The organism is Sphaerisporangium viridialbum, assembly GCF_049674955.1.
Taxonomy (GTDB): Bacteria; Actinomycetota; Actinomycetes; order Streptosporangiales; family Streptosporangiaceae; genus Sphaerisporangium; species Sphaerisporangium viridialbum.
Window position 1 is genome coordinate 60,528 of the sequence record NZ_CP187232.1, and the last position, 26,008, is coordinate 86,535.

Here is a 26,008-nt window from a genome sequence, read left to right on the forward strand (position 1 = left end):
CCCAGGTAAGCGGAGGCTTTCAGGCCGCGACGCGTCACGCGGTCGAGCCTCCGTCGACGACCAGGTCGTGGCCCACCGCGAAGCCCGCATCGTCCGACGCCAGCCAGAGGACGCCGGCGGTGATCTCCTCCAGCGTGCCGACCCGTCCGATGGGCAGCTGCGCCTTCATGCGGTCGTCGCGGTCGGACAGGGTCTCGCCGGGGCGCATGGACATCGGGGTGTCGTGCGGGCCAGGGCTCACCGCGTTGATCCGGATGCCCTCGCGGATGTACTCCAGTGCGGCGGTGCGGGTCAGCGCGGCCACCGCCGCCTTGGACGCGGCGTACGCGCCGAGCCCGGGGATCCTCTTGTGGGCGCCGATCTGCGAGGCGACGTTGACGATCACCCCGCCGCCGCCCTCGCGCATGGCGGCGATCTCGTGCTTCATCGACAGGAAGACGCCGGTCACGTTGACGTCGAGCGTGTGCGACCAGTCGGCCTCGTCGATGTCGGCCACCTGCCCCATGGTGAACACCCCGGCGTTGTTGACCGCGATGTCGAGCCGGCCGTGCCGCCGAACGATCTCGGAGACGAGACCGGCGACCTCGGCCGGGCGGGTCACGTCCGCGGTCAGCGCGGTAGCACGGCCCTGCGCGGCCTCGATGAGCTTGACGGTCTGGTCGAGCGGCTCCCGGCGGCGGGCGGCGACCACGACCGTGGCGCCCTCCTGGGCGAAGCCGAGCGCCACCGCCCGGCCTATGCCGCTCCCGCCTCCGGTCACCAGCACCACCTTGTCCTGAAATTTCATGCTTCTCCTTAAAGGTATCTAGACCGCTCATTCCAGATAGCGGGCATGCGTCGGCACGTACAGGAAGGCCGGGCAAGTGGGTCAGTCGAGTACCGAGAGGGCCTGGGCGGCGGCGTCGCGGAGGCGGGCCGGGTCGGGGGAGCCCTTGCTCATCAGCCGCAGACCCTGCAGGAACACCAGTAGGAACCGTGCCAGCGCCCTCGGGTCCCTGCCGGCGGGCAGCTCGCCCTCGGCGCGGGCCCGCATCAGCGTGGAGGTGAGCGCGCCCTCCAGCCCCGCCCAGTTGGCGTCGAGGACGCGCGCGACCTCGCCGTCCCCGGGAAGCATCTCGGCGGCCGCGTTGACCATCATGCACCCCCGCCGCCGCACGTCCTCGATCGAGTCGGCCGCGTAGAACTCCACCAGCGCCCGTACGGCGGGCAGCGCGGGGCCCGGCTGGGAGAGGATCTCGATGGGCGAGGGCCTGCGCGTCTCGATGTAGCGGGCCAGCGCTTTCATGTAGAGGTCGTGCTTGCCGCCGAAGGTGGCGTACAGGCTGGCCCGGCCGACCCGCAGGCGCTCCACGAGATCGGCCATGGAGGTCGCCTCGTACCCCCGCTCCCAGAACAGCTCCAGCGCCGCCTGGAGCGCCGCCTCCGGATCGAACTCCTTGGTCCTCGCCATGCCTGCACCATATCAGGAACGATCGGTCAAATTAAGTGGGGGTACGGTCGCCCCGCGCGGGCCGTACCCCCGGTGAGGGTCACTCCCAGCGGAACGCCCGCGCCGCGAACAGGACGGACGCCAGCGTCCACACGGCGAGGACGCCGAGGTGAAGCATCTGGGGAGACGCGCCGGCCCACGTGTCGCGCAGGGCCTGGCCGAACGCGCCCGTCGGGGTGAAGTCGCTGAGCCTCCGCAGGAGCTCGGGCATCAGCTCGCGGGGTAGCCACATCCCTGCGAGGAAGAGCAGGGGGAACATCACGATCGCCCCGATCCCGCCGGCGGCCCGGCTGTTCGGGACCACGGCCGCGATGGACAGGCCGAGGGTGAACATGGCGCAGAGCCCGAGCAGGAAGACCAGGACGAACCACGGGAGCCGCGCGGGCACGTGCGTGCCGAGGACCAGGTGCCCGAAAAGGATCATCAGCAGGGTCGCCAGAACCGTCGTCACCAGGTTGAGCAGCAGCTGTGCCGCCAGCAGCGAGCCGGGGGAGGCCGGCGTGATGGAAAGGCGGCGCAGGACCCCGCGCTCCCTGTACACCGCGAGCACCGTCGGGATCACGCTGAAGGCCGAGGTCACCACCGACAGCAGGATCATCATGGCGGGCAGCTGGGTGTCCACCACCCGCTCGCCGCCGAGCGCGGGGTCGGGATCGCGGAAGCCGGGGATCGCGCTGCCGAGGACGAGCAGCAGCGTGAGGGGCAGCAGCAGCGCGAAGAAGGCGGTGAGAGGTTCTCGCAGATAGAGCTTCGTCTCCGTGAGGGCGAGCTTGCGCAGGCTGCGGGTGTTCATGAGCGGAGGGGCGGTGGTCGGCATGAGGGTCTCCTAGGACGCGTCGGTGGCCGGGCGGCCGGTGAGGGCGAGGAAGGCGTCGTCCAGCGTGGCGCGCTCCGTCCGGAGCCCGGTGGGGACGATCTGGCCGGCCGCGAGGGCCGTGGTCACAGCGAGGAGGAGGTTCTCCGATCCGGTGACCGTGACGTTCTCGCCGTCCCTGGTGACACCGGACACCTCGGGGACCGACCTGAGGATGCGGTCGGCGCCGGGCGGGCCGCGGAAGCTCACCCGCTGCCCGCCGTCCACCCGCGCGATCAGCCCCGCGGGGGAGTCGACGGCCGCCACCCGGCCCCCGTCGATCACGGCGACCCGGTCGCAGAGCCGTTCGGCCTCCTCCATGAAGTGGGTGACCAGGACGATCGTGACGCCACGGGACCTGACCTGCTCGATGAGGTCCCAGGTCTCCCGCCTCGCCTGCGGGTCGAGGCCCGTGGTGAGTTCGTCCAGGATCGCCACGCGCGGGGCGCCGACCAGGGCCAGGGCGATCGAGAGCCGTTGCCGCTGCCCGCCGGAGAGCTTGGCGAACGCCGTGTCCCGCTTCTGGCCGAGGCCGACCTCCTGCATCAGCCCCCTCCAGTCCGCGGGCCTGTCGTAGAAGGAGGCGTAGAGGTCGAGCGCCTCCCACACCCTGAGCTTGTCCGGCAGCGAGCAGTCCTGTAGCTGTACGCCGACCCGTTGCCGCAGCTCGGCGCGGTCGCGGCGCGGATCGAGACCCGTGACCCTGATCGTGCCGCCGTCGGGCGTGCGGAGCCCCGAGACGCACTCGACCGTCGTTGTCTTCCCCGCGCCGTTCCGGCCGACCACGCCGAAGATCTCGCCTTCCTTCACGGCGAACGACACGTCGTCGACCGCCACCTGCCCGCCGTACAGCTTGCGTAGTTCGGTGATCTCGATGATTTCCATGCCGACGACGCTAGGAATCGCGGCGTGCCCGCGGAATGCGCCTGCGGCCCGAGCGGGGGTGTACTTAGGTACACCTCAACCGGGTGTCCACGGCTACTTGAACTACCGGCCCGGTGAATCAGACTGGGGGCCATGGTTCTCAGGACGATGGCCGGCCTCGGACGCGGTCTGGCGCTGTTCACGCTGGCCGTCGTGAACGTGGTCATGCTCGCGGTCTCCGCGGTGGTGCTGGCGCTGTGCTTCGGGCTCGGGATGGTCTTCCTGTTCCCCGCCACGGTGCGCATGGTCCGCAGACGGGCGGGCCATGCGCGCCAGATCGCCCGGGCGTGGTCGGGGGTGGAGATCGACGCCCCCTACCGTCCGGCGCCGCCGCCGCCGCAGCCCCAGCGGGACGGCTGGTACCGCGACGGGCGCCAGCTCTACCGCACGTCCCTGGTCCCGTCCTTCAACAGGACCTGGGCCTGGATGGTCAAGGACCCGGCCACCTGGCGCGACTTCGCCTGGCTGCTCGCCGAGCCGCTGGTCGGCGGCCTGCTGGCCGTCTCGCCGCTGGTCATGGTGGGGTACGGCGTCGTCCTCGCGCGGGTGGGGCAGCCGGTGGAGGTGCTTGCCGGGGTCGTCCTCGTCGTCGCGGGGGTGCTCGTGGCCCCGAGGATCGCCCGTGTGCACGGCCTGTGGACACGCCTGCTGCTGGCCCCCACCCACAAGGCCCGCCTGGCCAACGAGGTGCGGCACCTCACGCAGGTGCACACCGAGGTGGTCGACTCGCAGGCCGCCGAGCTCCGGCGCATCGAGCGCGACCTGCACGATGGCGCCCAGGCGCGCCTGGTGGCCATCGGCATGACCCTCGGCGCGGCCGAGGAGCTCATGGACTCTGACCCGAAGGCGGCCAAGGCGCTCATCGCCAAGGTGAGGGAGGCCTCGGCGGCCTCGCTGATCGAGCTGCGCCAGCTCGTACGCGGCATCCACCCGCCGGTTCTCGCCGAGCGCGGCCTGGGCGACGCCGTACGGGCTCTCGCCCTCGACAGCCCGCTCAAGGTCACGGTCGGCGTCGAGCTGCCCTTGCGCGCCGAGGCGCCGGTCGAGTCGGCCGCCTACTTCGTCATCAGTGAGTTGCTCGCGAACGCCAGCAGGCACGGCGACGCCAGGAACGTCGCGATCGACATCAGCCACCGCCGCTCGGCCCTGCGCGTCACCGTCACCGACGACGGCCACGGGGGAGCCGATCCCTCGCGGGGTAGCGGGCTGCGCGGCATCGAGCGGCGGCTGTCCGCGTTCGACGGCGTCCTCGCGCTGAACAGCCCTCCGGGGGGACCGACCGTGGCCACCGTGGAGCTCCCGCGCGCGTTCCCCGCGGACGCCTGCGGGTCCACGCTGCCCGCGTGGAAGCGGAAGCTGATGAGCGTCTGCTGGGGGCTGTTCTGGCTGCCGCTGTTCCCCCAGGGCCTGGTGGCGATGTTCATGAAGATCTTCGGGGCGGACGAGCGGAGCTGGTTCCTCGCGCTCTACATGCCCGAGCCGCTCCAGTGGCCGGTCATCATCGGCATGATCGCTCTTGGCGCCGGTATGGTCTGGTTCGGGGCCAAAGCCGCCCAGCAGGCGAAGGAACGAGTCGACGCGTGAGAGTAGTGCTGGCCGAGGATCTCTATCTGCTGCGTGACGGCCTGGTGCACCTACTCCAGGCGCACGGGTTCGAGATCGTCGCGGCGGTCGAGTCGGGGCCCGAGCTGCTCAGGGCCCTGCTGGACGAGCGTCCCGAGGTGGCGGTGGTGGACGTACGGCTGCCGCCCACGTTCACCGACGAGGGGCTCCAGGCGGCGCTCGCGGCCCGCAGGGCGATCCCCGGGCTGCCGGTGCTGGTCCTGTCCCAGCACGTGGAGCAGCTGTACGCCAGGGAGCTGCTCGCCGACGGCACGGGGGGCGTGGGCTACCTGCTCAAGGACCGCGTCTTCAACTCCGGGCAGTTCATCGACGCGGTGCGCCGGGTCGCGTCCGGTGGCACCGCCATGGATCCCGACGTCATCGCCAAGCTGCTGGCCAGCAACGCCCGCCACGAGCCGCTGGGCAGGCTCACCCCGCGCGAGCGGGAGGTGCTGGAGCTGATGGCCGAGGGCCGCTCGAACGCCGCCATCGCCCAGCGGCTGTTCCTGAGCGAGAGCGCCGTGGGCAAGCACACCGCGAACATCTTCGCCAAGCTCGACCTCGCCGTCTCCGACGACGACAACCGCCGCGTGCTGGCGGTGCTCACCTACCTCAACGGCACCCGGGGCTGACCAGGGAGGCGTTCACCTGGCCGCCAAATGTCCGTCCCAGGCGCTACCTTTCTTGGGAACGAGACGTTTCGAAGGGGATGGATCAGGGTGAAGTTCCAGGTGAACCGCGATATCCTCGCCGACGCGGTGGCGTGGACCGCCCGCACGCTGCCGGGCCGTCCCGCCTTGCCGGTGCTGTCCGGCATCCTGCTGGAGGCGCTCGACGACGGCCTCTCGCTCTCGGCGTTCGACTACGACGTGTCCGCGCGCGCCTCGATCGAGGCCGACGTCGCCGAGCCGGGCAAGGTGCTGATCCCGGGCCGGGTGCTCGCCGAGATCACCAAGAGCCTGCCCGCCGAGCCCGTCCAGATCGTCACCTCAGGGTCCGAGGCGGTGCTGACCTGCGGCGGAGCCGAGTTCGGCCTGCTCACGATGCCGGTGGAGGACTTCCCGACCCTTCCCGCCATGCCCGCGAAGGCAGGCGCGGTGGGCGGGGGTGTCTTCGCCTCGGCGGTCGGCCAGGTGGCCGTCGCCGCGAGCCGCGACGACACGCTTCCCATGCTCACGGGCATCCGCGTCGACATCGACGGCGTCAACGTCGCCATGGCCGCCACCGACCGCTACCGCATCGCGGCGCGTGACTTCCTGTGGCACCCCGAGAGGCAGGGGCACACGGCCGCCGTGATGGTCCCCGCGAGGGTGATGGTCGAGGTGGGGCGCTCGCTGCGCGCGGGCGAGGTGTCGATCGGGTTCGGCGACGGCATCGCCGGTTTCGAGTGCGCCGGCCGCGTCACGACGGTGCGCCTGCTGGACGACCAGTTCATCGACTACCGCGCGCGCCTGACCGACGACTGGTCGATCAGGGCGGGGGTCAAGGTCGGCCCGTTCATCGAGGCCATCAAGCGCGTGGCGCTGGTCGCCGAGCGCAACACCGCGATCCGGCTGTCGTTCACACAGGGCCAGGTGCTGGTCCAGGCGGGCGGCGGTGACATCGGCCGTGGCGCGGAAGCCGTCGAGGCCGAGCTGGAGGGCGACGACATCCAGATCGCCTTCCAGCCGCACTACCTGCTCGAAGGCCTCGCCGGCGTCGAGAGCGAGACGGCCCGCATCAACATGGCGTCGCCGACCCGTCCCGTGCTGATCACCGACGACGAGGACGACCCTGCGTTCCGCTATCTGGTGATGTCCCTGCGCCTGGCCTGAGGCGCGCGGTCAGTCGAGGAGCGCGGGGGTGTCGGTGAGCGCGATCGCGATGTGCTCCATGCAGGCGTGACCGGCGCGCTCGGCGGCGGCCGCGTCGCCGGCGGCGATCGCACGGGCGATCGAGTCGTGGGGGATGTGGCCGTTCTCCAGCGGCGCGCCCGCGGCGGCGATGCTCGCGCGCAGGGCGGCCGAGAAGTCCTTGTAGAGCTCGATGAGCACGCGGTTGTGCGTGGCCTCGACGACCGCGATGTGGAAGGCCAGGTCGGCCTCCACGAAGGCGTCGACCTCGGCCTCCACCCACGCCTGCTCCCGGCGGGCGAGCGCCGCCTCGATCAGCTCGATGTCCCCCTCGGTGCGCCGGACGGCCGCGAGCTTGGCGGCCTCGACCTCCAGCGCCCGGCGCACCTCGAGGATCTCCAGGTGTTCGGCCGCACGCAGGCGCCTGGCCATGGCTCCGGAGAGCTCGCTGGTGGCGCGCACGTACGTGCCGTCGCCCTGGCGGCACTCCAGCAGACCCGCGTGGGTGAGGGCGCGGACCGCCTCGCGCACGGTGTTACGACCGACGCCGAGCTGCTCAGCGAGCACCGTCTCCGTAGGGATCTTGGCATGCAAGTGCCAGGATCCGGAGGTGATCTGGTCCTTGAGCTGCTCGATCACCTGGTCGACGAGGGAAGCCCGCTGCGCCGTACGCAGACTCACAGTCTGCCTCCTCCGGGAAACCAATCATCCTACGAGTCAATGATTGGTCGACCTTAATTATTCCGGTGTCTCCGCGCCAAATCCGGAGCTCCGGCGGGGAGGCCTACCGTGCGAAAACCGCGGACGTCACGGCACCGGCGACGGTCGACCTGACTCCGACCGCTTCGAGTGCCCTACGATACGCGCCCGTCTGCTGCTCCCGGTTACCGGCCTTGCCCCACAGGTCGCCCAGCTCGCGCCAGACGCCCGCGATCTCCCGGTCGCGGACCGTTCCCGCGGCCGGCGCAGCCGACAGCATGGCTCCGGCGCGCTCCAGATGCATCTTGAGAGCGCCGTCGGACCGTGCCAAAGCGGCCTCGGCCAGCACCAGGTGCCCGGACGCCGCGAGGGTTCCGGGAGCGCCGGACAGCAGCTCCAGGGCCTTCGAGGCGAGGTCCTCCGCGCGACGGGCGTCGCCTGACCTGAGCTGGACGCGTGCCAGCGCGATCAGGCTCCGCGAGTGCTCGACGGACTCGGCCGGGAGTACGGAGAAGACCTGGGTGGCGCGGGAGACGAGCTCGTCGACCTGGTCCAGGCCGCCAGTGGCGCGGGACGCGGAGATCTCCGCCCAGCGCATGGCGATGCGGGCCATCTGGGCGGCGATCCTCGCGGGCCGGCCCGCGGAGAGGGCGTCATCGGCCAACTGCACCGCGAGCGCCGAATCCTCGCCCTCGGCGGCCGAGACACTGGCCTGCCAGAGCGAGAGGATCTCCGTCGTACGGTCGGCCGGGACGGGCACGCCGGTCTCGGCGAGCACCTGCTCGACGTACGGCAGCCCGATCTCGGCGTCGGCCAGCGCCGCGGCGAGGTCGACGGCGACCTCCCCGTGGAAAAGTGACAGTTGTGTCACCTGGTCCAGCGCCTTGCTACCCAGATCGCGGGCACGCATGACATCGCCGGCGCGCTGGTAGCACCGGCACAGCGCCACGGTGAGCGGCACGTCGGCCAGGCGCTCGGGGTGCGCGGCGGCCTCGCGGCGCAGGCGCTCGTACGCCTCGACCGCGCGACCGATGCGACCCTGGGCCTCCAGAGCACGCGCACGCCCGAGGCGGGCATGCGCGGCGAGGAGCGCGTTGTCCTCGCCCGCGGCCTTGACGATGTCGCCGAAACGGTCCGCGGCGATGGCCGCGTCCCCGTGGTAAAGCTCCAGCTCAGCGTGACGCAACCCGAGCTCGGTGTCGATGCGCTGGCGCGGCTCGATCCCGTGGAGGAGAAACTCGGTGGTGCATCCTAGGCGTTCCGCGAGCAGGCGGGCGACCACCGGCGTCGGAGTGCGCTTGCCGGACTCGATGAGAGAGACATAACTGTCGGAGAGGTCGGGTCCAGCCAGCTGGGCCTGAGACATTCTCCTGCTCAGACGCAGCCCGCGGACGCGGTCACCGATGGTTCCCTGACTCGGCATGTGATCTCTTAGGGCGGGGGTATGGTCAATGGTTCCGCCATGATGGCACGAAGCAGCCGAATCGGGTATACCCACGTCAAGAATCCCGAGGGGAAGTCTGTCTCACCCCTCGGGATTCAGGACGAAAGCGGACTAATCATCGTCGTCGGAACTGGGAAAGAGCATCTGGCAGACCTCGAGGTACAGGGTCTCCGGATACGGAATGAAGGGGACCGTCGACAGGGCCTGATCTTGACCCGCCGACTCCAGGACGAACTCGCCGTACCCCAGCATGCGGCCGAGCAGTGAGCGCTGGAAGCTCATGTCGGTCACCTTGCCGAGTGGCATCATCGCCACCCGGCGAGTGATCAGCCCGGTGGTCAGCAGCATGCGCTTGGACGTCACCACGAAGTAGTCGACCGACCACTCCGCCACCTTCCACACGAAGCGGATCAGTAACAGAAGCCAGGCCCACCAGACGATGACCAACGCCTGCGACCCCTGGTTCGCACCGAGCCACTTGCTCAGCAGCCCCGCCAGCACCAGGCCGCCGAAGACCTCGGCGACCGGGCGTAACAGGACGGCCGGATGGCGCCGCACCATGATGACCTGGTGTTCGTGGGGGAGAAGGTAACGATTGACCGACGACGGAGCAGAGTCCCCGTGGGTCACAAGTCTCATGTCAGCTTCGTGAAGAATAGAGCCAGCGAATCCGCGGCATTCACCACAGTGTCCATTGCTCCCTTGACCGCGCTTGCCGCGTCAGCCGGTCTGGTGAACAGGTAGAAAGCCACAAACGCGATGGCTGCGTACGTTAGAACCTTCTTGACCTGCACTGCCGCCTCCGTTAACCACTCACCCACTGCACCCACCGTATACATTACCCAGCCGCATGGCCGGGTAAAGCGCATCCGCACCCCATAGTCTTTAGGGGTCTGGATGTGACCTGCGTCACCCCTGCTCGCCGGCGACCACTGCCAGCACCTGGAGGTGCTTGCGAGCGATTCGCTCGACCAAGCTGGGGTACGCGTAACCAGTGACTTCCATCGCACCGTGGTGAGCCGCTTCGATGCAGCGCGTCACCGTCGCGGCGGGATGAACCCCGGCGAACTCGACCTTAAGCACGGTCTCGACCTGTGTATAGGCGTCAATATCCGGCAGCTGGTCCATAGCTCTCCCAGGTGTGCGTTCACGGCCTGAGGGACCGGAACACAGTGACATCGTCATCACTCTGTGTACCCACCGAAACACATTATGTAACGAGACGATCGTCAACCTGAGGAAAAGAAGGGAAAGGAATCAGACGACGCCGTAGAGGCGGTCGCCGGCGTCGCCGAGGCCGGGCACGATGTACCCGTTCTCGTTGAGCCGCTCGTCCAGCGCGGCCGTGACCACGCGCAGCGGCTTGAGGGAGTCGGCGAAGACCTTCTCCATGTAGGCCAGGCCTTCCGGGGCGGCCAGGAGGCAGATGGCCGTGACGTCCTCGGCGCCGCGCTCGAACAGCAGCTCGATCGCCGCCGCGAGGGTGCCGCCGGTCGCGAGCATGGGGTCGAGCACATAGCACTGGCGGCCGGAGAGATCTTCCGGAAGCCGGGTCGCGTAGGTCTGTGCCTTGAGGGTGCCCTCGTCGCGGATCATGCCGAGGAAGCCGACCTCGGCGGTGGGCAGCAGGCGGGTCATGCCGTCGAGCATGCCGAGGCCCGCGCGGAGGATCGGCACGACCAGGGGTGCGGGGCGCGCCAGCCGTACCCCGTGGGCGGGGGCGACCGGGGTTTCGACCGTCGCCTCGGTGACCCGCACGTCGCGAGTCGCCTCGTACGCCAGCAGGGTGACGAGTTCGTCCGCGAGCCTGCGGAACGTCGGGGAGTCCGTGCGCACATCCCGCAGCGTGGTCAGCTTGTGGGCGACGAGCGGGTGGTCGACGACGAGGGTCTTCATGGCTGCCAAAGGTATCTCCTGAGACCGGGTAAATGGTACGAGTGGGGCGGTATCGGCCATCACACCCTAAGCTGGCCGGGCACACCCGTTTTTGATCACAATTTGCCCGAGGGGCGTACGGGGACTGAGTGATTCTGCGAGCATTGCCAACTGTAAGAACCGCGTCGGTGGGGTGAAGATGACAGACGTAGATGCTCTTGACTTCGCCATCGTGGTCTACCGCGAGGACGACCAGTGGGAAGCCGAGATGCTGCCCGTGGGTCTCACAGCGGACCTGCACGGGTTGATCCACTCCCTGCGTCAGCAGCCGAGTATGGGCACCACGATTGGCCTGGTCGCCGTGGGGGATGACTTCTTCGTGGCATTACGGGTGTTTGGCGAGCGCGTCGACGTCTTTCTTTCCGACATCACGGCATCGTGGGACTGGCCCCTGGCCCAGCAGATCCTCGAGTTGCTCGATGTCCCCGTGCCCGAAGAGGAGGAGCTCGACATGGTCCTCCCGGCAGGAGACCTGTCCATCTTCTCCGACCTCGGGCTCGACGAGATGGAGCTCGGCGCCCTCTCCGGTGATCTCGAACTGCTGCCTGATGAGGTGCTTTCCAGCATCGCCGCGCGGCTCGGGTTCTCCCAGCCGTTTGAACGTGCCGTCGACTCAGCCCTCGGCTGACCTCGGGAGCCCCGATCATGCCCTCGAGACCAACTCACAGCGCCATGTTCGCCGCCGCCTTCGTCCGCACGCCCCAGGGGTGGAGCGGCTCGGAGGTCGACCTCACGAGCGCCGAGATCGCCGACGACCTCGGTGACGCCGTGCAGGATGCCCTCGGCCTGCAGGGCGACGAGCTCGCCCTGCTCTGCGTCGAGGTGGAGGACGAGTGGTTCGCCCTCGTCCGTTATGACGGCGACGCCGAGCCCCGGGCGTTCGTCTCCGACGTCCACTCCGCGGCGAGCGACGCCCTCGGAGAGCTCTTCAGCGAGCTCGCGGGGGTGCTGGTGCCCGACAAGGAGGCCGACCTCGGCGTCCGGCCCGCCGGTGACTTCGAGCTGCTGAACGACCTCGGGGTGAGCGCCGAGGAGCTGCTGGAGCTCAGCATGGAGGAGGGCGTCCTCCCCGCCGACACCCTGTCGGTGATCGCCGAGAAGCTCTCCTTCGCCGACGAGCTCGACCGGCTGCACTAGCGCGAGGTCGCGTATATGGGCGGGCCCGGCTTCGAGGAACCCATGCGGCTCGCGCTGGCGCAGGCCGTGAGGGCGGGCGAGCGGGGCGAGGTGCCGGTCGGCGCGGTCGTCATCGGGCCCTCTGGCGAGGTGCTGGCGGCGGCCGGCAACGATCGTGAGGCGAGCGCCGATCCCACGGCCCACGCGGAGATCCTGGCGCTGCGCGAGGCCGCCCGCGTACGCGGGGAATGGCGCCTGGCCGGCTGCACGCTGGTGGTCACCCTGGAGCCGTGCACGATGTGCGCGGGGGCCGCGGTGCTCGCGCGGGTCGACAGGGTCGTCTACGGCGCTGTGGACGAGAAGGCGGGCGCGGCCGGCTCGCTCTGGGACGTCGTCCGCGACCGGCGGCTGAACCACCGTCCCGAGGTGATCCTGGGCGTCCTCGCGGAGGAGTGTTCGGCCGTGCTCAGAGACTTCTTCGCGGACCGACGCCGATGAATGCCCCCTTTCTTCGCATGACGGACGGCTGCGACGCGCGAGCAGGGTCTCGGATCCGGTAGGCTGCTCGGCGGTGGAGTCGCCTAGTGGCCGAGGGCGCACGCCTCGAAAGCGTGTGATGGGGCAACCCATCCGTGGGTTCAAATCCCACCTCCACCGCCACCACGAAGGGCCCCCAGCCCGCACCACCGGCTGGGGGCCCTTCGCGTGTCACCACCTGGCACGGGTGCGAGCTGTCGCCGACAAAAAGCTTAAACAGGGCAATCAGCGCAATCAGGGCCGCCGGGGCCGTCGTGGGTGGGAGCTGGGTTGTCGGGTCCCGAGGGGACGACGCCTCGTGCTGCACATTCCGGACATAATGCCGGGTTATGTTCCTTGAACTTCCTTGATGGTGCCCGCCGGGTCGTGTCGTGATTTATGGCTATACGTCGTCAAATGGCGGTGCATACGTGAATTCGCCGCATATGGCGGGGGTATAGGTGCTCAGAGTGCGGGCCTGGAAGTTCGGAGCCCATCCCGGGACCGGCGGCGTGATTCCGTACTCCTCGGCCAGGCGGAAACCGAACAGCGGGTAGTAGTCGCTGTGGCCGAGCAGCACGACAAGGGGTTCGCCGAGCGCGTCCGCGGCCCCGAGCACGGCGTGCATGAGCGCGTGACCGACTCCCCGGCGCTGGAAGGCGGGAAGCACGCCGAGCGGACCGAGCCCGAGCACGGGGACGGCACCCACGGAAGCCCGGCTGCAGACCACGTGTCCCACGACGGATCCGTCGCCCGAGGTGGCCACCAGGGACAGCTCGGGGATCCAGGCGTCGCAGGCCCGCAGCGCGTCGACCAGGCGGGCCTCCACGGACCCCTGAACGCTCTCCACGGACGCCTGAACGCTCTCCGTGGGGGCTTGGCCGGGCGCCGGCGGCTCGGCGAAGGCTGCGGTGTGCACCTCGCGGATGGTCGGGATATCTGCTGGAAGTTCACGTCGTATCAACACTTGTTCAGGCTTTCGGCCCTCAGCACAAGCCGTCAACCGAATAAGCCCTCGGCCCGAGCCCCCGCGGCCGGGCCGTACGGATGCGGGGGCGGGGCCCCGCAGGGGCGGAAAGCTTCCCGGATTTCCTTGGTACACCGGTGAATCGGAAGCCTCCCACTGCCGTCTCGTGGCCGTGAAAGCGCCCGAATCGGATTCAGAGATGCGCCGAATGTCCGAAACCAAGCCTTTGCCTCTTACGGGATGCTCGCTGGATTTCGTCCGGTTACGGTGAGATATGTAGTTTCTCGCGACGTTTGGGATATCCCGAGGAAACCAATACGAAGCTCCGCATGCCCGGGTTGTCACCCGGGCCTCAGACCACCTCTATTAACGGAAGTGATCTCCTATGCTCAGAAAAGCTCTCGCCACCGGATTCCTTGTGGCTTCCGTCCTTGTCATCCCGGGGACGGTGGCGGCGACCTCCGCCAGCGCGTCCACCGTGGCAGGCGCCTCTGTGGCCTCTCCGACCACCGACCACAGCTCCTGTAAGGGCAAGCGGTGTGCCACCAGGCAGGGCCACCACAAGAAGAAGCGCGTGACGCACCACAAGAAGCACAGCACCAAGCACAAGAAGAAGCACGCCAGCGGCCTGCACAAGAAGGCGCACGCCCACAAGAAGACCCACAGGATGGGGCACATCCTCAGGCACCACTAGAAGCGGCCCCGCTCCTGGCCACTTCTCCGTCGCCCCGCGAGGACCTCCTCTCGGGGCGACCGTCGCGGGCGGGCGTGCAATCACCGTCCCGCCCCGGAAGTCTCCCTCTCAGGGGTCGAGGGTGGTCTCCTCGACGTTCTCCATGCGGCCGTAGAGCACCTGTTCGTTGATCTCCAGATTGTTGATCAGCCGCAGGGCAGCCGTGATGGCGCGGCCGACCAGCTCGCCGCCCACCTCGCCGTACTCGATCTGGAGGATCGTGTTCGCCGCGCGCTCGTCGGCGGCTACGCGCTGGGGATCGTGCCAGGCGCCCTCCGCGCCGGTCTCCGTGGCGGTGCGCATGATGGACCCGATGGCATGCGCCTTGGCCTTGGGAATCGTCAGGGTGAGCAGCTCGCGCTCCACGCGATCGAGCCACACGCCGTCCTCGGCGCCGCCGAACAGCAGCGCGTGCAGGAGATCCTTCGACTCGGTCAGCAGCGCCTCCCCGCTGGGCGCGCGGTGCTCGGGGGAGATGAGCGGGCCGCCCTTGTGCGGCGGATCGAGAAGGTGGCCCTCGCCCTCCAGGACCTCGCGGGTCAGCGCCCGGTAGCGCTCGACGTAGCCCGGCAGGGAGGTGTGGTCGAGGGCGAGCCGGCGGATGCGGGCGGCCCTGGCGGCACGGTCGCTCTCCTCCTGCTGAGGGACCTGACCGTTCGCGGCCTGGTCGTAGCCGGCGTCGTCCGCCGTGGCCTCGTGCTCGCCGTGCTCGCCGTCGCTCTCCCGGACCGGACGGGCGTACGCGCCTTCCTCGGCCGAAGGGCCCCGCGGCACCTGCCTGGGGATGGAGTACGTGATCTCGTCCGGCCGCAGGACCAACGCCATCAACTGCTCGACCAGCCAGTCCGTGGGTTGCTCGTGGAGGCGTACGCGCAGCCGTTCGCGCAGCTCTCCGGCGAGCTCTTCACGGACCTGCGCCACGAGGTGTGTGACATCTCGCATTGGGTCACCGTCCGACGTTGCGTTCCAGCGGCCTGAGCCGTGTCGCCCCTGCGACTGTCGCAGCTTAGGAACCCGGAGCCCGCGGGATGGCCGGCAAGGGAACTGTTTTACCTATGACGCCGGTGGATGACGTGCGGTATGCGGATCATTCGGATGGGGCGGCCGTTGGAGCGTCCACATCGAGCACTCGCGCGTGGAGCACCGAGCGCTGGTGCAGCGCCGCGCGCAGCGCGCGGTGCAACCCGTCCTCAAGATAGAACTCGCCACGCCACTGCACGACATGAGGGAAAAGATCGCCGTAGAACGTCGAGTCCTTGGCGAGCAGGGAATGCAGGTCGAGCACCGCCTTCGTGGTGATCAATGAGTCGAGCCTGACCTGCCGGGGCGGTATGCGCGCCCATTCACGATGCGACAGGCCATGCTCGGGGTAAGGGCGGTTGTCACCGACTGACTTGAAGATCACCTATTCAGTTTAAGAGAGTTTTCGACCTTTCCCTGCTTCAGCGACTCGGCGATGAGGTGCCGAGCGGCTCAGATGCCGCCCGAGAAGGTGTCGCACCGCCCGGGATCACCGGACTTGTAGCCGGTGCTGAACCACCTCGTGCGCTGCTGCGACGTGCCATGCGTGAAGCCTTCCGGATCGACCCGGCCCTGGGCCTTCTGCTGGATCCGGTCGTCTCCGACGGCGGCCGCGGCGTCGAGCGCCTCCTGGATGTCGGTGTCGGTGAAGGGCTTCTCGTAGAAGCCGGTGTCCACGGCGTTCTTGGCCCAGACCCCCGCGTAACAGTCCGCCTGGAGCTCCAGCCGCACCGAGGCGCTGTCGGCGCCCTGGCTGTTGCCGCCGACCTTGTCCATGGTCCCCAGGAGGTCCTGCACGTGGTGGCCGTACTCGTGGGCGATGACGTACGCCTGGGCGAACGGGCCGCCCTTCGCGCCGAACTTGCTCTGCAACTCGTCGAAGAAGGTCAGGTCCAGGTAGACGAGCTTGTCGCTCGGGCAGTAGAACGGCCCGACCTCCGACGTGGCCTGGCCGCACCCGGTGTTCACCGCCTGGGAGAACAGCACGGTCTTCGCCTTGGTGTACCGGCCGTTGCCCGCCTTGTCGAAGGCGTCCGTCCAATAGGCCTGGATGCTGTTCACCACGCCCACGACGCGGCAGTCTTCCGACTTGTCGGCGTCGGAGCCCTTCTTGCATTCCTGGGAGTTGCCAGAGGTCGGCTGGACACCCGTCGTGTCACCCCCGCCGGTGATGTCACCGGGGTTGATTCCGAAGATCAGGGCGGCGATAAGGGCGATGATGCCCGCCGCGCCTCCGCCGATGGCCAGCCCGCCACCGCGAAGCCCGCCGCCGCCACCACGGTTCTCGACCTGCGAGGAATCAAGGTCGACATCGTCACGGAAATCCATTGGCCCGTTTTCCCTTTTCTTAGGTTTTCAGGGTCATTTATGAACCCGCTAGTTCCCCGGAGGGAAACGATCATGCGTGTCCCGTACAGAGTGGCAGGTCACGGCACCTCCCGGAGGCGACATGGCTCTTCTTCAAGGCTGCCACCGCTGCGGGCCAACGGAGTGCCGTGATCGGCCCGACCAGGGCGCGGGATACCGGGCCGCGGGTCTACGGCTGGTTATCGTGGCGATCAGGTGACCACTTACAGTGATATGGAGGCGACCTTGCGTACGGTGCACGAGGAGCCGCTCCCCTATCAGGTGCCGCCTCCCGCCTTCTTCGTGCGGAGCGGCCCGATCATGCCTACGGGCAGGTGGATACGGGCCAAGGTCACATCCCAGGGCCCGCTCGTCGCCGGTCTGGTGCTGGCCCTGGCGGCCGGCACGGGCATGGGCCTCGGGCTGAGCCCCTCGTGCGCGCTGACCGCTCCGTTCTCGAGCGGCTTCGGCCCCGAACCCCGCCCCCCGGACCACTCGGGCCTGCCGTACGTCGTCCAGTGGCGGCCCATGCCTCCGGACCTGCCTTCCGGCCACCACTAGCGGCTACGGCGGAACACCAACGCTTTCCAAGTCTGCGGAAACCTGCCAAGTTTCGCCTGCGCCTTCTCTAGCGGTCACTAAGTTCCGATTCGACGTTGCCTGCCATGACCGACAGGATCCGTACGGTCTCGGCGTATTGATCAGGGGTCAGCCCTTTGAGCACCGTGGCGCGGGTCGCGTCGATACGTGCCGCCATGTGCTCATGCGCAGCCCGGCCGTCGTCGCTCAGCGCGAGGGTGTCCCCGGCGAGGGGCGCGCCGGTGCGTATCCAACCGGTGAGCTCCTGCAACACCCCGTCGAGGTCCGGCTCTCCCTCCGTCCAGAACGGGGCGAGGGCCGCTGCGAGTTCGTCGCGGGTGGCCTCGCGGCGGCTCAGCGTGTTGAGGACCTGCCAATGCCGCCTGCCGAGGCCGAGGTTGGCGAGGGTGGCGTCGAACTGCTTCTCCAGCAGGTTGTGCAGGTGCTTGAGCCAGTAACCGATCGGCTTGGGCGCGTTCATGGATCCTCCGGGGGTCCATATCTATGTAAAATGACATGTAGTTGTCTAATACTATGTATGGAGGGGGATGTGGACAGCAAGCCGGGCATGGACGCGGCAGACATCGAGACGGCCGTCGTGGCCTTGCGTCGTGCGCACAAGCGCCGCACCCTGGCGCGGTTGTCGGAGCGGCGAGGCGAGCGCACCGGGCGCCATGCCGAGCTTCCCGATGCGGTCTTCGAACTGCTCGACGTGGTCGAGTCCGCCACAGGGCGGGGCGACACGCTGACCGTCACCGACGCCGCGGCAGTCCTCGGGGTCGACCAGCCAAGGTCCAGCCGACTTGCCGCTCAGGCTCTCCACGCCGGGTTGCTACGGCGCGAGGCCGATCAACATGACGGCCGCCGCTCGCTGCTCGCCCTCACCCAGGAAGGGTGCAATGTGCTCGCGGAGATCCGCGACTTCCGCCGTCGCGTCATCGCCGAGGCCACGGCCGGCTGGGGCACCGAGGACCGCGCCGCCCTTGCCCGTCTTCTGACTCGCTTCGTACAGGACTTCGACTCGGTCAGCCGGCGGTGACACTGCCAGGAAACAGCAAGCCTACGAGCAATTCCCGGTCACCTGGCCGAACGCCCGGAAACTCTCGCCGGACGAAACCGTCACACCTCACCGACCCGATATCCCGTGGCGAACCTGGCCGCCGGTGGTGAAGATTCCGGGCATGTGTATCTTCCTGGAGACCAACCGGCTCGTGCTCCGCGTGTTCACTGAAGCCGATGTAGACCACCTGCTCGCACTGGACAACGACCCCGACGTCATGCGCTTCATCAATGGCGGCCGGCCGACGAGCCGCGAGGTGATCCAGGCACTGACCTTGCCGCGACTCCTCCACGACTACCCATGCTTCGGCAACCGCGGCTACTGGGCTGCGGAGGAGAAGACCACCAAGACCTTTCTGGGCTGGTTCGAATTCCGGCCTCTGGCCGACCACAGCCCCGCCGTGGTCGAACTCGGCTACCGGCTGAACAAGGCCGCCTGGGGCACCGGCTATGCCACGGAGGGGGCGCGAGCCCTGATCCGCAAGGGATTCACGGGCCTCGAGGTGGAACGAGTGACCGCGAACACCATGACCGTCAACACGCGATCCCGGCGTGTGATGGAAAAGGCCGGCCTGTCATTCGTCCGGAGCTTCACTGGGGACTGGCCAGAGGTGATCGAGGGCTCCGAGCACGGCGAAGTCGAGTATGAACTCACCCGGGCCGAGTGGGAGCAGCGTCGGCATGACGGGGCGATACCAGCAGGTGACCGACACCTTGCGGCAGACCGTTGCCGATCAGGTGGGCGGGCTGCTCTGGAAGGTCGATGACGCCTCGACGGATGGGCCGAGAACCCCACCGATCAGGCCGACTGAGACCCGAACTGAGCCCGGACGCACTGAAGCCCGTTCCGCGATGGAACGGGCTTCTGCGTTTTGGCTGTTCAGCCGTGGCGGAGGATAGGAGATTCGAACTCCTGAGGGGTTGCCCCCAACACGCTTTCCAAGCGTGCGCCCTAGGCCAACTAGGCGAATCCTCCGCCGAGAAGCTTACCGGACTTCGAGGGCTGTGAAGACCACGACGATGACCACGAATCGGTCTCGGTGTTCGCGCGGTGGCGGCCACGAGCACTGCCGGGCACGGCTAGACTGTCACCGGACCCCTCGCACGGCGTCATCCTGTGAACCTCCCCAGGGCCGGAAGGCAGCAAGGATAAGCGGGCTCTGTCGGGTGTGCGAGGGGTCTCTTCGCTGGAGTTCCAGGACGGTTCCGTCACGTGAGCGAGCTGCTCGACCCTCGTGACACTCCCGGCCTTCCGGCGCATTCGCACTCCGACCCCCTAGGCGAGGAGACGGCATGAGTCTCGCCCTCTACCGCAAATACCGGCCTGGGACCTTCGCCGAAGTCAAGGGTCAGGACCACGTCACGGAGCCGCTGCGGCAGGCGCTGAGCACCGGCCGCATCAACCATGCCTACCTCTTCAGCGGTCCGCGCGGGTGTGGCAAGACCTCCAGCGCGCGCATCCTCGCCCGCTCGCTGAACTGCGAGAAGGGCCCGACTCCCGATCCCTGCGGCGAGTGCGAGTCCTGCGTGGCCCTCTCGTCCACAGGGCCCGGCCACCTCGACGTCATCGAGATCGACGCCGCCTCCCACGGAGGCGTGGACGACGCCCGTGACCTGCGCGAGCGCGCCTTCTTCGCCCCGGTCTCCGCGCGGTTCAAGATCTACATCATCGACGAGGCGCACATGGTGACCCGTGAGGGTTTCAACGCGCTGCTCAAGCTCGTCGAGGAGCCCCCGCCGCACCTGAAGTTCGTCTTCGCGACCACCGAGCCCGAGAAGGTCATCGGGACCATCAAGTCCCGCACCCACCACTACCCGTTCCGGCTGATGCCGCCGGCGACGCTGCGGCAGCTCCTTGAGGAGATCCTCGGCTCCGAGTCGGTGCCGTACGAGCCCGCCGCGCTGCCACTGGTCGTACGTGCGGGCGCGGGCTCGGCGCGTGACTCCCTCTCGATCCTCGACCAGCTGCTGGCGGGCGCCGACGACGCGGGAATCACCTACGCCCGCGCGGTCTCGCTCCTCGGTTACACCGACTCGGACCTGCTCGACGAGATCGTGCTGGCGTTCGCCAGGCGCGACGGCGCCCAGGTGTTCCAGGCGGTCAACCGCGTGATCGAGGGCGGTCACGATCCGCGCCGGTTCGCCATGGACCTGCTCGAGCGCTTCCGCGACCTGGTGGTGCTCGCCAACGTGCCGGAGGCCGCGGCGAACGGCCTGCTCGACCGTCCGGCCGACGAGCTGGAGCGGCTGGTCGAGCAGGCGGCGTCGATGGGGCCGGCCGAGGTGACCCGGGCCGCCGAGCTGTTCAACGCCGGGCTGACGGAGATGCGCGGTGCGACCTCCCCCCGGCTGCTGCTGGAGCTGATGTGCGCCCGGGTGCTGCTTCCCGCGGCCGAGCAGGGTGAGGCGGCGCTGCTCGCCCGGCTGGAGCACCTTGAGCGCGGAGGGCCGGCCGCCACGGCCGTCCCGGTGCCCGGCTCCGTTTCTCCACCCGCCCCCGCCGGGCCTCCGGCGGCCGGCGCGGTGATCGCCGCCGACGAGCCGCACCACGCTCAGCCGGCACAGCACGTTCAGCCGGGCCGGCAGGCGCAGACGGGACAGCACGCTCAGTCTGGTCGACCGGCGCAGCCTGTGCGGCAGGAACAGGCCGCGCAGCAGCCTCAGGCGGCCGAGGCGCGCCCGCCCGCCGCCCGCCCGCCCGCGGAGGACGACTGGCCCGCCCCGTCGCGGCCTGGTGCCCCACAGGCGGCGCAGAGCCGCCCTGAGAGCACTCCCGCGCCCGCCCAGGTGTCACCGGCGGGCGGGGCCTTCCACCAGACGTGGCCGCAGATCCTCGACGTGCTCAAGCAGCGCTCCCCGGCCGTCTGGGCGAACGTCAACACCAACTCCCAGCTCATCGGCGTCGAGGGCAACATCGTCACGCTCGGCTTCAGCCAGGTCGGCGCCATGCGCAACTTCGTGAACGGCGCCAAGGACTCCGTGGTAGCGGCGGCGATCGCCGCGGTGATGGGCGGCAACTGGCGCGTGGAGGCCGTCGTCGGCAACTCGAGGGGCGGAGTGTCCCCTTCGGTCCCGGCCTCATCCGCTCCGGCGCAAGCCGTACGGCAGGCTCCCGCGGCGCGCCCGGCGTCATCGCGCCCGGACGGCCCGCAGGCGGCCCCCTCCCCGACGGCGGCCCCGAGAGGGCCGGCCGGTGCCCAGGACGCGCCGGCGCCGGGGGGGCGGCCGGCCGTCGCGCAGCAGCCGCAGGCCGCGCCCTCGCCCTCGGACGACCCCTGGCCGGATGCGCCGCTTCCCGACGACGAGGGCACGGCGCCCAGGGCCGGTTTCACCGCCGCCCGTCCGGCGGCGCAGGCGGTCGCCCAGTCCGGGCCCCGGCAGGCGGGGCCCGCGGGATGGCCCGACGCCGTACCGCGCCGTTCCGGCCCGCCGGCCAGTGAGGCCGACGAGGTCGATCCGTACAACGACGTGGACGCCGACGGCGACTCGCTGAGCGGCATGGCACTCGTCCAGCGGGAGCTCGGCGGGCAGATCATCAACGAGATCGACCACCCGTAGCCTCCGGCCGCGGGCTCATGCCGATTCACCCTTCCGGATCGGCCGCGAGGCCATGCCGGTCTGCCCTTTCCGGGATCGGCCGCAGGTCACGCCGATCCGCCCTTTCCGGGATCGGCCGGTCGCGGACGGTCCGCCGACCGGGGCTCCGCACGCGAACACTGACGTGCGCCAGTGCAACATGCGTGGCAAACCCCGTAGGCTCGTGCCACACGCGAAGCCATGAGGAGCGCAAGATCGTGAATCCAGGGGATGTCAACTTGCAGCAGTTGCTGGAGCAGGCGCAGCTCATGCAGCAGCAGCTTGCGACGGCCCAGCAGGAGCTCAACGACGCGGAGGTCGAGGGCAGCGCCGGTGGCGGCCTCGTCGTCGCGACCGTCAACGGCAGTGGTGAGCTGCTCGAGCTGAAGATCAGCCCCAAGGCCATCGACTCCGGCGACCCGCAGGACACGGCCGATACGATCGCCGACCTGGTGATCGCGGCGGTGCGGGACGCCGTGCGGGCGGCCGCCGAGCTCCAGCAGGAGAAGCTCGGCCCGCTGGCGCAGGGCCTTGGCGGGGGCGGATTCCAGCTGCCGGGGTTTTAGCCGCCATGTATGAGGGGGTCGTCCAGAACCTGATCGACGAGTTGGGCCTGCTGCCCGGCGTCGGTCCCAAGAGCGCGCAGCGGATCGCCTTTCACCTGCTGTCCGCGGACCCTGCCGACGTCAAGCGGCTGGCGCACGCCCTGCTGGAGGTCAAGGAGAAGGTCCGGTTCTGCCGCGTCTGTGGGAACGTCGCGGCCGAGGAGGAGTGCCGGATCTGCCGGGACGTCCGGCGCGACCCCGCCGTCATCTGCGTGGTGGAGGAATCCAAGGACGTCGTCGCCATCGAAAAGACTCGTGAGTTCCGTGGCCGCTATCACGTGCTCGGCGGGGCGATCAGCCCCATCGAGGGCGTCGGCCCCGACGACCTGCGCATCCGCGAGCTGATGACACGGCTGGCGGACGGGCGGGTCACCGAGCTGATCCTGGCGACCGATCCGAACCTCGAGGGGGAGGCCACGGCGACCTATCTCGCCAGGCTGGTGAAACCCATGGGTTTGAAGGTGACACGATTGGCCAGCGGTCTGCCAGTGGGCGGAGACCTCGAGTACGCCGACGAGGTCACCTTGGGCCGCGCTTTCGAAGGACGGAGGCTGCTGGATGTTTGATGAGTGGAGCGCTCTCGCGGATCGCATCGCGGTGCATGCGCAGAACTACCTGGATGGCCTGACCAGGCTCGCGAGCGGCGAGGGCGGCGACGCGACGCTTCCCATGCTGCTCGTCGAGGTCTCCCAGGTCAGTCTGGCGGGCTCGCAGCTCGGAGCCGCGCAGGACGTGATCCTGCAGGGCAACTTCGAGCCCGCGACCGGCCCCGACCCCGACCTCGACGGGGTGCGCACGGCGCTCGCCACGCGTCTCGGCCCCGTTGACGACTACGCCGAGGTCTTCGACCCGTACAAGGACACCGTCGTCACGCCCTACCGGCTGTCCGACGATCTGGCGGCCGTCGCGGCCGACCTCATCCACGGGCTCGGCCACTACCGCGCGGGGCGCCCCCTGGAGGCGCTGTGGTGGTGGCAGTACTCCTACTTCAACACCTGGGGCAACCACGCGGGTGCCGCGATGCGGGCGCTGCAGGCGCTCGTCGCGCACACCCGGCTGGACGTGGTGGAGGAGACCACGACCGCCTGACCTTCCATAGGTGCTCGGGTCGGCCGTCAGCAGATCACGGCCGCTGATTGTCCACAGGCCGGCCCGGCTTTCCACAGCTCAGGGCCGGGGCTGTCCACATGCTGGCCAAATCAGTTGGGCCTTTCGGAGGCCCCAGTAGACTGTGAGCTCCGCAGACTGAACCTTTGGGAGACATCCCGTGGCGCTCGTTGTCCAAAAATACGGTGGTTCCTCCGTCGCCGACGCATCCGGCATCAAGCGGGTCGCTCAGCGAATCGTCGCGACGAAAAAAGCCGGCAACGACGTCGTGGTGATCGTCTCGGCGATGGGTGACACCACCGACGAGCTGCTCGACCTGGCCCAGCAGGTGACGCCGCTGCCCCCCGGGCGCGAACTCGACATGCTGCTGACCGCCGGCGAGCGCATCTCGATGGCGTTGCTCGCGATGGCGATCGCCAACCTGGGTCACGAGGCCCGGTCGTTCACCGGCTCGCAGGCCGGTGTGATCACCGACTCGACCCACGGCAAGGCGCGCATCATCGATGTGACCCCGGGCCGCATACAGGAGGCGGTCAGGGTCGGCCAGATCGCGATCGTGGCCGGCTTCCAGGGCGTCTCGCAGGACAAGAAGGACATCACGACGCTCGGCCGGGGTGGTTCCGACACCACGGCGGTCGCCCTCGCGGCGGCACTCGAAGCCGACGTCTGCGAGATCTACACCGATGTCGACGGCATCTTCACCGCCGATCCGCGCATCGTCGCCGCCGCCCGCCAGATCCCGAGGATCTCCTACGAGGAGGCCATGGAGATGGCCGCGTGCGGCGCCAAGATCCTGCACCTGCGCTGCGTGGAGTACGCCCGGCGGTTCGACCTGCCGATCCACGTCAGAAGCTCGTTCAGCAGCAAGGAAGGCACATGGGTCGTCTCCGATCCCAACACTGAAGGAAACGAGATGGAGCAGCCGATCATCTCCGGTGTCGCACACGACCGGAGCGAGGCAAAGATCACTGTCGTCGGGGTGCCCGACAAGGTCGGAGAGGCCGCGGCCATCTTCAGGACGCTCGCCGATGTCGAGATCAACATCGACATGATCGTGCAGAACATCTCGGCCGCCGCCACCGGGCGCACCGACATCTCCTTCACGCTGCCCTCCGCCGACGGCACGGTCGCGGTCACGGCCCTGAAGCGCATCCAGGAGCAGATCGGCTTCGAGAAGATCCTCTTCGACGACCAGATCGGCAAGGTGTCGCTGGTGGGCGCGGGCATGCGCTCGCACCCCGGCGTCACCGCCAAGTTCTTCGGCGCCCTGGCCGACGCCGGCGTCAACATCGAGATGATCTCGACCTCCGAGATCCGCATCTCGGTCATCGTCGGGCAGGAAGAGGTGGACGCGGCCGTCACCGCGGCCCACCGGGCGTTCGACCTCGACGTCGACCAGGTCGAGGCCGTGGTCTACGGGGGTACCGGACGATGAGCGACCAGCCAGTGCGCGCCAGCGAGGAGAGTGACCCCGGAGTGAACGCCACGAAGCCTACCCTCGCCGTCGTCGGCGCGACCGGTGCCGTCGGCACGGTGATGCTCGACATCCTGTCCAACCGGCCCGACGTGTGGGGAGAGATCCGCCTCATCGCCTCGGCTCGCTCGGCGGGCAAGAGGCTCCTGGTCCGCGGGCAGGAGGTCGAGGTCGTCGCGCTGTCGCCCGAGGCCTTCGACGGTGTCGACGTGGCCATGTTCGACGTGCCCGACGAGGTGTCGGCCGAGTGGGCGCCGATCGCGGCCTCCCGTGGCGCGGTCGCGGTCGACAACTCCGGCGCCTTCCGCATGGACCCCGAGGTGCCCCTCGTCGTGCCCGAGTGCAACCCCGAGCAGGTGCGCGAGCGGCCCAAGGGCATCATCTCCAACCCCAACTGCACGACGCTGTCGATGATGGCCGCCCTCGGCGCCCTGCACCGCGAGTACGGCCTGACGGAGCTGGTCGTGGCCTCCTACCAGGCGGTCTCCGGCATGGGCGTCACCGGGCCCGAGCGGCTGTACGACGAGATCGCGGCCGTGGCGGGCAACCGCACCATCGGCACCGTGGCCGGTGACGTCCGCAAGGCCGTTCCCGACCTCGTCGACTCGCCGTTCCCCGCGCCGCTGGCGTTCAACGTGGTTCCCGCCGCGGGCTCCCTCAAGGAGGACGGCTGGTTCTCCGAGGAGCTGAAGGTCCGCAACGAGTCGCGCAAGATCCTCGGCATCCCCGGCCTGAAGGTCTCGGCGACCTGCGTGCGGGTTCCGGTCGTCACCACCCACTCGCTGGCGGTGCACGCCACCTTCGCCAGGCCGGTGACGGTGGAGTCCGCGCGGGCGGTGCTGGAGGCGGCCCCCACGGTCGTGGTCCTGGACGACCCGGCGAACGGCGTGTTCCCGACGCCGGCCGACGTGGTCGGCACCGACCCCACCTATGTCGGCCGCATCCGCCAGGCGCTCGACTTCCCGAACACCCTCGACATGTTCGTCTGCGGCGACAACCTCCGTAAGGGCGCGGCGCTCAACACCGCTGAGATCGCCGAGCTGCTCGCGGCGGAGTTCTCGGCGTAGGCATCCCGAGGTTCGGGCGTGGCACCCCGAGGGGGCGGCGCCCGGCTGGGGCGCACGCGGCGCC

Annotated in this window: 31 protein-coding genes, 2 tRNA genes and 1 other RNA gene; 18 read left to right on the forward strand and 16 right to left on the reverse strand. The window is 69.2% G+C overall.

Annotation, left to right across the window (positions count from 1 at the left end):
* Nucleotides 1-34: 34 nt before the first annotated feature.
* The 4 genes from ACOZ38_RS00285 to ACOZ38_RS00300 all read right to left on the reverse strand — a co-directional run bounded on the left by ACOZ38_RS00285 (nucleotide 35) and on the right by ACOZ38_RS00300 (nucleotide 3,227).
* Nucleotides 35-787 (reverse strand): SDR family NAD(P)-dependent oxidoreductase, encoded by a 753-nt coding sequence (locus ACOZ38_RS00285; RefSeq protein WP_424527809.1) that lies wholly within the window; start codon nucleotides 785-787, stop codon nucleotides 35-37.
* An 81-nt stretch (nucleotides 788-868) separates the two neighbouring features.
* Entirely contained in the window at nucleotides 869-1,450 is a 582-nt protein-coding gene (locus ACOZ38_RS00290) for a TetR/AcrR family transcriptional regulator (protein WP_405142913.1), read from the reverse strand.
* 79 nt (nucleotides 1,451-1,529) lie between these two features.
* Nucleotides 1,530-2,306: an ABC transporter permease gene (locus tag ACOZ38_RS00295; protein WP_424527811.1), complete on the reverse strand. Its 777-nt coding sequence runs from the start codon at nucleotides 2,304-2,306 to the stop codon at nucleotides 1,530-1,532.
* A 9-nt stretch (nucleotides 2,307-2,315) separates the two neighbouring features.
* The gene (locus ACOZ38_RS00300; protein WP_424527813.1) at nucleotides 2,316-3,227 is read right to left on the reverse strand and encodes an ABC transporter ATP-binding protein; all 912 of its coding nucleotides are present in this window, start codon (nucleotides 3,225-3,227) and stop codon (nucleotides 2,316-2,318) included.
* Nucleotides 3,228-3,359: 132 nt separating this feature from the next.
* Between ACOZ38_RS00300 and ACOZ38_RS00305 the strand changes: the two genes are divergently transcribed.
* From ACOZ38_RS00305 to dnaN, 3 genes are all read left to right on the forward strand, one after another.
* Nucleotides 3,360-4,850 carry a sensor histidine kinase gene (locus ACOZ38_RS00305; RefSeq protein ID WP_424527816.1) on the forward strand — a complete coding sequence of 497 codons (1,491 nt, stop codon included), beginning with the start codon at nucleotides 3,360-3,362 and terminating at the stop codon, nucleotides 4,848-4,850.
* Entirely contained in the window at nucleotides 4,847-5,500 is a 654-nt protein-coding gene (locus ACOZ38_RS00310; protein ID WP_424527818.1) for a LuxR C-terminal-related transcriptional regulator, read from the forward strand. The genes ACOZ38_RS00305 and ACOZ38_RS00310 overlap by 4 nt, the downstream gene beginning before the upstream one ends.
* An 87-nt stretch (nucleotides 5,501-5,587) precedes the next feature.
* Nucleotides 5,588-6,682, forward strand: a complete 1,095-nt coding sequence (gene dnaN / locus ACOZ38_RS00315) for a DNA polymerase III subunit beta (protein ID WP_405142920.1) — start codon at nucleotides 5,588-5,590, stop codon at nucleotides 6,680-6,682.
* 9 nt (nucleotides 6,683-6,691) lie between these two features.
* Here dnaN and ACOZ38_RS00320 read toward each other — a convergent pair whose 3' ends face one another.
* The 6 genes from ACOZ38_RS00320 to upp form a co-directional block, all read right to left on the reverse strand.
* Nucleotides 6,692-7,381: a FadR/GntR family transcriptional regulator gene (locus tag ACOZ38_RS00320; RefSeq protein ID WP_424527820.1), complete on the reverse strand. Its 690-nt coding sequence runs from the start codon at nucleotides 7,379-7,381 to the stop codon at nucleotides 6,692-6,694.
* A gap of 103 nt (nucleotides 7,382-7,484) precedes the next feature.
* On the reverse strand, nucleotides 7,485-8,822 hold the full coding sequence (locus ACOZ38_RS00325) for a helix-turn-helix domain-containing protein (protein ID WP_424527822.1): 1,338 nt from the start codon (nucleotides 8,820-8,822) through the stop codon (nucleotides 7,485-7,487).
* A gap of 132 nt (nucleotides 8,823-8,954) precedes the next feature.
* On the reverse strand, nucleotides 8,955-9,482 hold the full coding sequence (locus ACOZ38_RS00330) for a PH domain-containing protein (RefSeq protein WP_405142923.1): 528 nt from the start codon (nucleotides 9,480-9,482) through the stop codon (nucleotides 8,955-8,957).
* Nucleotides 9,479-9,664, reverse strand: a complete 186-nt coding sequence (locus tag ACOZ38_RS00335; protein ID WP_363757878.1) for a hypothetical protein — start codon at nucleotides 9,662-9,664, stop codon at nucleotides 9,479-9,481. Before ACOZ38_RS00335 ends, ACOZ38_RS00330 begins: the two co-directional genes overlap by 4 nt.
* Nucleotides 9,665-9,752: 88 nt before the next feature.
* Nucleotides 9,753-9,971: a three-helix bundle dimerization domain-containing protein gene (locus ACOZ38_RS00340; RefSeq protein ID WP_358551441.1), complete on the reverse strand. Its 219-nt coding sequence runs from the start codon at nucleotides 9,969-9,971 to the stop codon at nucleotides 9,753-9,755.
* Between the two features lie 129 nt (nucleotides 9,972-10,100).
* On the reverse strand, nucleotides 10,101-10,739 hold the full coding sequence (upp, locus tag ACOZ38_RS00345; RefSeq protein WP_424527825.1) for a uracil phosphoribosyltransferase: 639 nt from the start codon (nucleotides 10,737-10,739) through the stop codon (nucleotides 10,101-10,103).
* A gap of 178 nt (nucleotides 10,740-10,917) precedes the next feature.
* Between upp and ACOZ38_RS00350 the strand changes: the two genes are divergently transcribed.
* The 4 genes from ACOZ38_RS00350 to ACOZ38_RS00365 all read left to right on the forward strand — a co-directional run bounded on the left by ACOZ38_RS00350 (nucleotide 10,918) and on the right by ACOZ38_RS00365 (nucleotide 12,554).
* Nucleotides 10,918-11,406: a tRNA adenosine deaminase-associated protein gene (locus ACOZ38_RS00350; RefSeq protein WP_363914120.1), complete on the forward strand. Its 489-nt coding sequence runs from the start codon at nucleotides 10,918-10,920 to the stop codon at nucleotides 11,404-11,406.
* Nucleotides 11,407-11,423: 17 nt separating this feature from the next.
* Nucleotides 11,424-11,915, forward strand: coding sequence for a tRNA adenosine deaminase-associated protein (locus tag ACOZ38_RS00355; RefSeq protein WP_405142927.1), 492 nt, complete (start codon nucleotides 11,424-11,426; stop codon nucleotides 11,913-11,915).
* Nucleotides 11,916-11,930: 15 nt separating this feature from the next.
* Nucleotides 11,931-12,392, forward strand: a complete 462-nt coding sequence (gene tadA, locus ACOZ38_RS00360) for a tRNA adenosine(34) deaminase TadA (protein ID WP_424527828.1) — start codon at nucleotides 11,931-11,933, stop codon at nucleotides 12,390-12,392.
* Between the two features lie 72 nt (nucleotides 12,393-12,464).
* Nucleotides 12,465-12,554 (forward strand) — tRNA-Ser (locus ACOZ38_RS00365).
* A 259-nt stretch (nucleotides 12,555-12,813) separates the two neighbouring features.
* Here ACOZ38_RS00365 and ACOZ38_RS00370 read toward each other — a convergent pair.
* Entirely contained in the window at nucleotides 12,814-13,329 is a 516-nt protein-coding gene (locus ACOZ38_RS00370; protein WP_424527830.1) for a GNAT family N-acetyltransferase, read from the reverse strand.
* A gap of 466 nt (nucleotides 13,330-13,795) precedes the next feature.
* On the opposite strand from ACOZ38_RS00370, the gene ACOZ38_RS00375 reads away from it, so the two are divergent.
* Nucleotides 13,796-14,071 (forward strand): hypothetical protein, encoded by a 276-nt coding sequence (locus tag ACOZ38_RS00375; protein WP_424527832.1) that lies wholly within the window; start codon nucleotides 13,796-13,798, stop codon nucleotides 14,069-14,071.
* 108 nt (nucleotides 14,072-14,179) lie between these two features.
* Here ACOZ38_RS00375 and ACOZ38_RS00380 read toward each other — a convergent pair whose 3' ends face one another.
* From ACOZ38_RS00380 to ypfJ, 3 genes are all read right to left on the reverse strand, one after another.
* The gene (locus ACOZ38_RS00380) at nucleotides 14,180-15,052 is read right to left on the reverse strand and encodes a hypothetical protein (RefSeq protein WP_424527834.1); all 873 of its coding nucleotides are present in this window, start codon (nucleotides 15,050-15,052) and stop codon (nucleotides 14,180-14,182) included.
* A 145-nt stretch (nucleotides 15,053-15,197) separates the two neighbouring features.
* Nucleotides 15,198-15,515, reverse strand: a complete 318-nt coding sequence (locus ACOZ38_RS00385; protein ID WP_405142932.1) for a type II toxin-antitoxin system VapB family antitoxin — start codon at nucleotides 15,513-15,515, stop codon at nucleotides 15,198-15,200.
* A gap of 68 nt (nucleotides 15,516-15,583) precedes the next feature.
* Complete coding sequence (gene ypfJ, locus ACOZ38_RS00390) at nucleotides 15,584-16,459, reverse strand: KPN_02809 family neutral zinc metallopeptidase (protein WP_424527836.1); 876 nt, start codon at nucleotides 16,457-16,459, stop codon at nucleotides 15,584-15,586.
* Nucleotides 16,460-16,723: 264 nt separating this feature from the next.
* On the opposite strand from ypfJ, the gene ACOZ38_RS00395 reads away from it, so the two are divergent.
* Nucleotides 16,724-17,038 (forward strand): hypothetical protein, encoded by a 315-nt coding sequence (locus ACOZ38_RS00395; RefSeq protein WP_405142935.1) that lies wholly within the window; start codon nucleotides 16,724-16,726, stop codon nucleotides 17,036-17,038.
* A 67-nt stretch (nucleotides 17,039-17,105) separates the two neighbouring features.
* On the opposite strand, the gene ACOZ38_RS00400 is transcribed toward ACOZ38_RS00395, so the two are convergent.
* The gene (locus ACOZ38_RS00400) at nucleotides 17,106-17,537 is read right to left on the reverse strand and encodes a MarR family winged helix-turn-helix transcriptional regulator (RefSeq protein ID WP_424527839.1); all 432 of its coding nucleotides are present in this window, start codon (nucleotides 17,535-17,537) and stop codon (nucleotides 17,106-17,108) included.
* 69 nt (nucleotides 17,538-17,606) lie between these two features.
* Between ACOZ38_RS00400 and ACOZ38_RS00405 the strand changes: the two genes are divergently transcribed.
* Both ACOZ38_RS00405 and ACOZ38_RS00410 read left to right on the forward strand, forming a co-directional pair.
* Nucleotides 17,607-18,095 carry a MarR family winged helix-turn-helix transcriptional regulator gene (locus ACOZ38_RS00405; RefSeq protein WP_424527841.1) on the forward strand — a complete coding sequence of 163 codons (489 nt, stop codon included), beginning with the start codon at nucleotides 17,607-17,609 and terminating at the stop codon, nucleotides 18,093-18,095.
* Between the two features lie 124 nt (nucleotides 18,096-18,219).
* A complete protein-coding gene (locus ACOZ38_RS00410; protein ID WP_424527843.1) occupies nucleotides 18,220-18,882 on the forward strand; it encodes a GNAT family N-acetyltransferase in 663 nt (220 codons plus the stop codon).
* Between the two features lie 120 nt (nucleotides 18,883-19,002).
* Here the strand turns inward: ACOZ38_RS00410 and ACOZ38_RS00415 are convergent.
* Nucleotides 19,003-19,091, reverse strand: a tRNA-Ser gene (locus ACOZ38_RS00415).
* 115 nt (nucleotides 19,092-19,206) lie between these two features.
* Between ACOZ38_RS00415 and ffs the strand changes: the two genes are divergently transcribed.
* From ffs to ACOZ38_RS00450, 7 genes are all read left to right on the forward strand, one after another.
* Nucleotides 19,207-19,302: signal recognition particle sRNA small type (ffs, locus tag ACOZ38_RS00420), an RNA gene on the forward strand.
* Between the two features lie 106 nt (nucleotides 19,303-19,408).
* On the forward strand, nucleotides 19,409-21,673 hold the full coding sequence (locus ACOZ38_RS00425) for a DNA polymerase III subunit gamma and tau (protein WP_424527845.1): 2,265 nt from the start codon (nucleotides 19,409-19,411) through the stop codon (nucleotides 21,671-21,673).
* 236 nt (nucleotides 21,674-21,909) lie between these two features.
* Complete coding sequence (locus ACOZ38_RS00430; protein ID WP_358551417.1) at nucleotides 21,910-22,257, forward strand: YbaB/EbfC family nucleoid-associated protein; 348 nt, start codon at nucleotides 21,910-21,912, stop codon at nucleotides 22,255-22,257.
* Between the two features lie 5 nt (nucleotides 22,258-22,262).
* The gene (gene recR, locus ACOZ38_RS00435) at nucleotides 22,263-22,862 is read left to right on the forward strand and encodes a recombination mediator RecR (protein ID WP_405142939.1); all 600 of its coding nucleotides are present in this window, start codon (nucleotides 22,263-22,265) and stop codon (nucleotides 22,860-22,862) included.
* Nucleotides 22,855-23,385, forward strand: a complete 531-nt coding sequence (locus tag ACOZ38_RS00440) for a DUF5063 domain-containing protein (protein ID WP_363914101.1) — start codon at nucleotides 22,855-22,857, stop codon at nucleotides 23,383-23,385. Before recR ends, ACOZ38_RS00440 begins: the two co-directional genes overlap by 8 nt.
* 178 nt (nucleotides 23,386-23,563) lie before the next feature.
* The gene (locus ACOZ38_RS00445; protein WP_405142941.1) at nucleotides 23,564-24,838 is read left to right on the forward strand and encodes an aspartate kinase; all 1,275 of its coding nucleotides are present in this window, start codon (nucleotides 23,564-23,566) and stop codon (nucleotides 24,836-24,838) included.
* A complete protein-coding gene (locus tag ACOZ38_RS00450; RefSeq protein WP_405142943.1) occupies nucleotides 24,835-25,944 on the forward strand; it encodes an aspartate-semialdehyde dehydrogenase in 1,110 nt (369 codons plus the stop codon). The genes ACOZ38_RS00445 and ACOZ38_RS00450 overlap by 4 nt, the downstream gene beginning before the upstream one ends.
* Nucleotides 25,945-26,008: the final 64 nt, after the last annotated feature.

Coding starts and splice junctions, on each gene's coding strand:
- ACOZ38_RS00355 (WP_405142927.1), top strand. CDS start 11,424: ATGCCCTCGAGACCAACTCACAGCGCCATGTTCGCCGCCGCCTTCGTC.
- upp (WP_424527825.1), bottom strand. CDS start 10,739: ATGAAGACCCTCGTCGTCGACCACCCGCTCGTCGCCCACAAGCTGACC.
- ACOZ38_RS00330 (WP_405142923.1), bottom strand. CDS start 9,482: ATGAGACTTGTGACCCACGGGGACTCTGCTCCGTCGTCGGTCAATCGT.
- tadA (WP_424527828.1), top strand. CDS start 11,931: ATGGGCGGGCCCGGCTTCGAGGAACCCATGCGGCTCGCGCTGGCGCAG.
- ACOZ38_RS00305 (WP_424527816.1), top strand. CDS start 3,360: ATGGTTCTCAGGACGATGGCCGGCCTCGGACGCGGTCTGGCGCTGTTC.
- ACOZ38_RS00350 (WP_363914120.1), top strand. CDS start 10,918: ATGACAGACGTAGATGCTCTTGACTTCGCCATCGTGGTCTACCGCGAG.
- ACOZ38_RS00380 (WP_424527834.1), bottom strand. CDS start 15,052: ATGCGAGATGTCACACACCTCGTGGCGCAGGTCCGTGAAGAGCTCGCC.
- ACOZ38_RS00440 (WP_363914101.1), top strand. CDS start 22,855: ATGTTTGATGAGTGGAGCGCTCTCGCGGATCGCATCGCGGTGCATGCG.
- ACOZ38_RS00300 (WP_424527813.1), bottom strand. CDS start 3,227: ATGGAAATCATCGAGATCACCGAACTACGCAAGCTGTACGGCGGGCAG.
- recR (WP_405142939.1), top strand. CDS start 22,263: ATGTATGAGGGGGTCGTCCAGAACCTGATCGACGAGTTGGGCCTGCTG.
- ACOZ38_RS00290 (WP_405142913.1), bottom strand. CDS start 1,450: ATGGCGAGGACCAAGGAGTTCGATCCGGAGGCGGCGCTCCAGGCGGCG.
- ACOZ38_RS00450 (WP_405142943.1), top strand. CDS start 24,835: ATGAGCGACCAGCCAGTGCGCGCCAGCGAGGAGAGTGACCCCGGAGTG.
- ACOZ38_RS00285 (WP_424527809.1), bottom strand. CDS start 787: ATGAAATTTCAGGACAAGGTGGTGCTGGTGACCGGAGGCGGGAGCGGC.
- ACOZ38_RS00425 (WP_424527845.1), top strand. CDS start 19,409: ATGAGTCTCGCCCTCTACCGCAAATACCGGCCTGGGACCTTCGCCGAA.
- ACOZ38_RS00295 (WP_424527811.1), bottom strand. CDS start 2,306: ATGCCGACCACCGCCCCTCCGCTCATGAACACCCGCAGCCTGCGCAAG.
- ypfJ (WP_424527836.1), bottom strand. CDS start 16,459: ATGGATTTCCGTGACGATGTCGACCTTGATTCCTCGCAGGTCGAGAAC.
- ACOZ38_RS00340 (WP_358551441.1), bottom strand. CDS start 9,971: ATGGACCAGCTGCCGGATATTGACGCCTATACACAGGTCGAGACCGTG.
- ACOZ38_RS00325 (WP_424527822.1), bottom strand. CDS start 8,822: ATGCCGAGTCAGGGAACCATCGGTGACCGCGTCCGCGGGCTGCGTCTG.
- ACOZ38_RS00400 (WP_424527839.1), bottom strand. CDS start 17,537: ATGAACGCGCCCAAGCCGATCGGTTACTGGCTCAAGCACCTGCACAAC.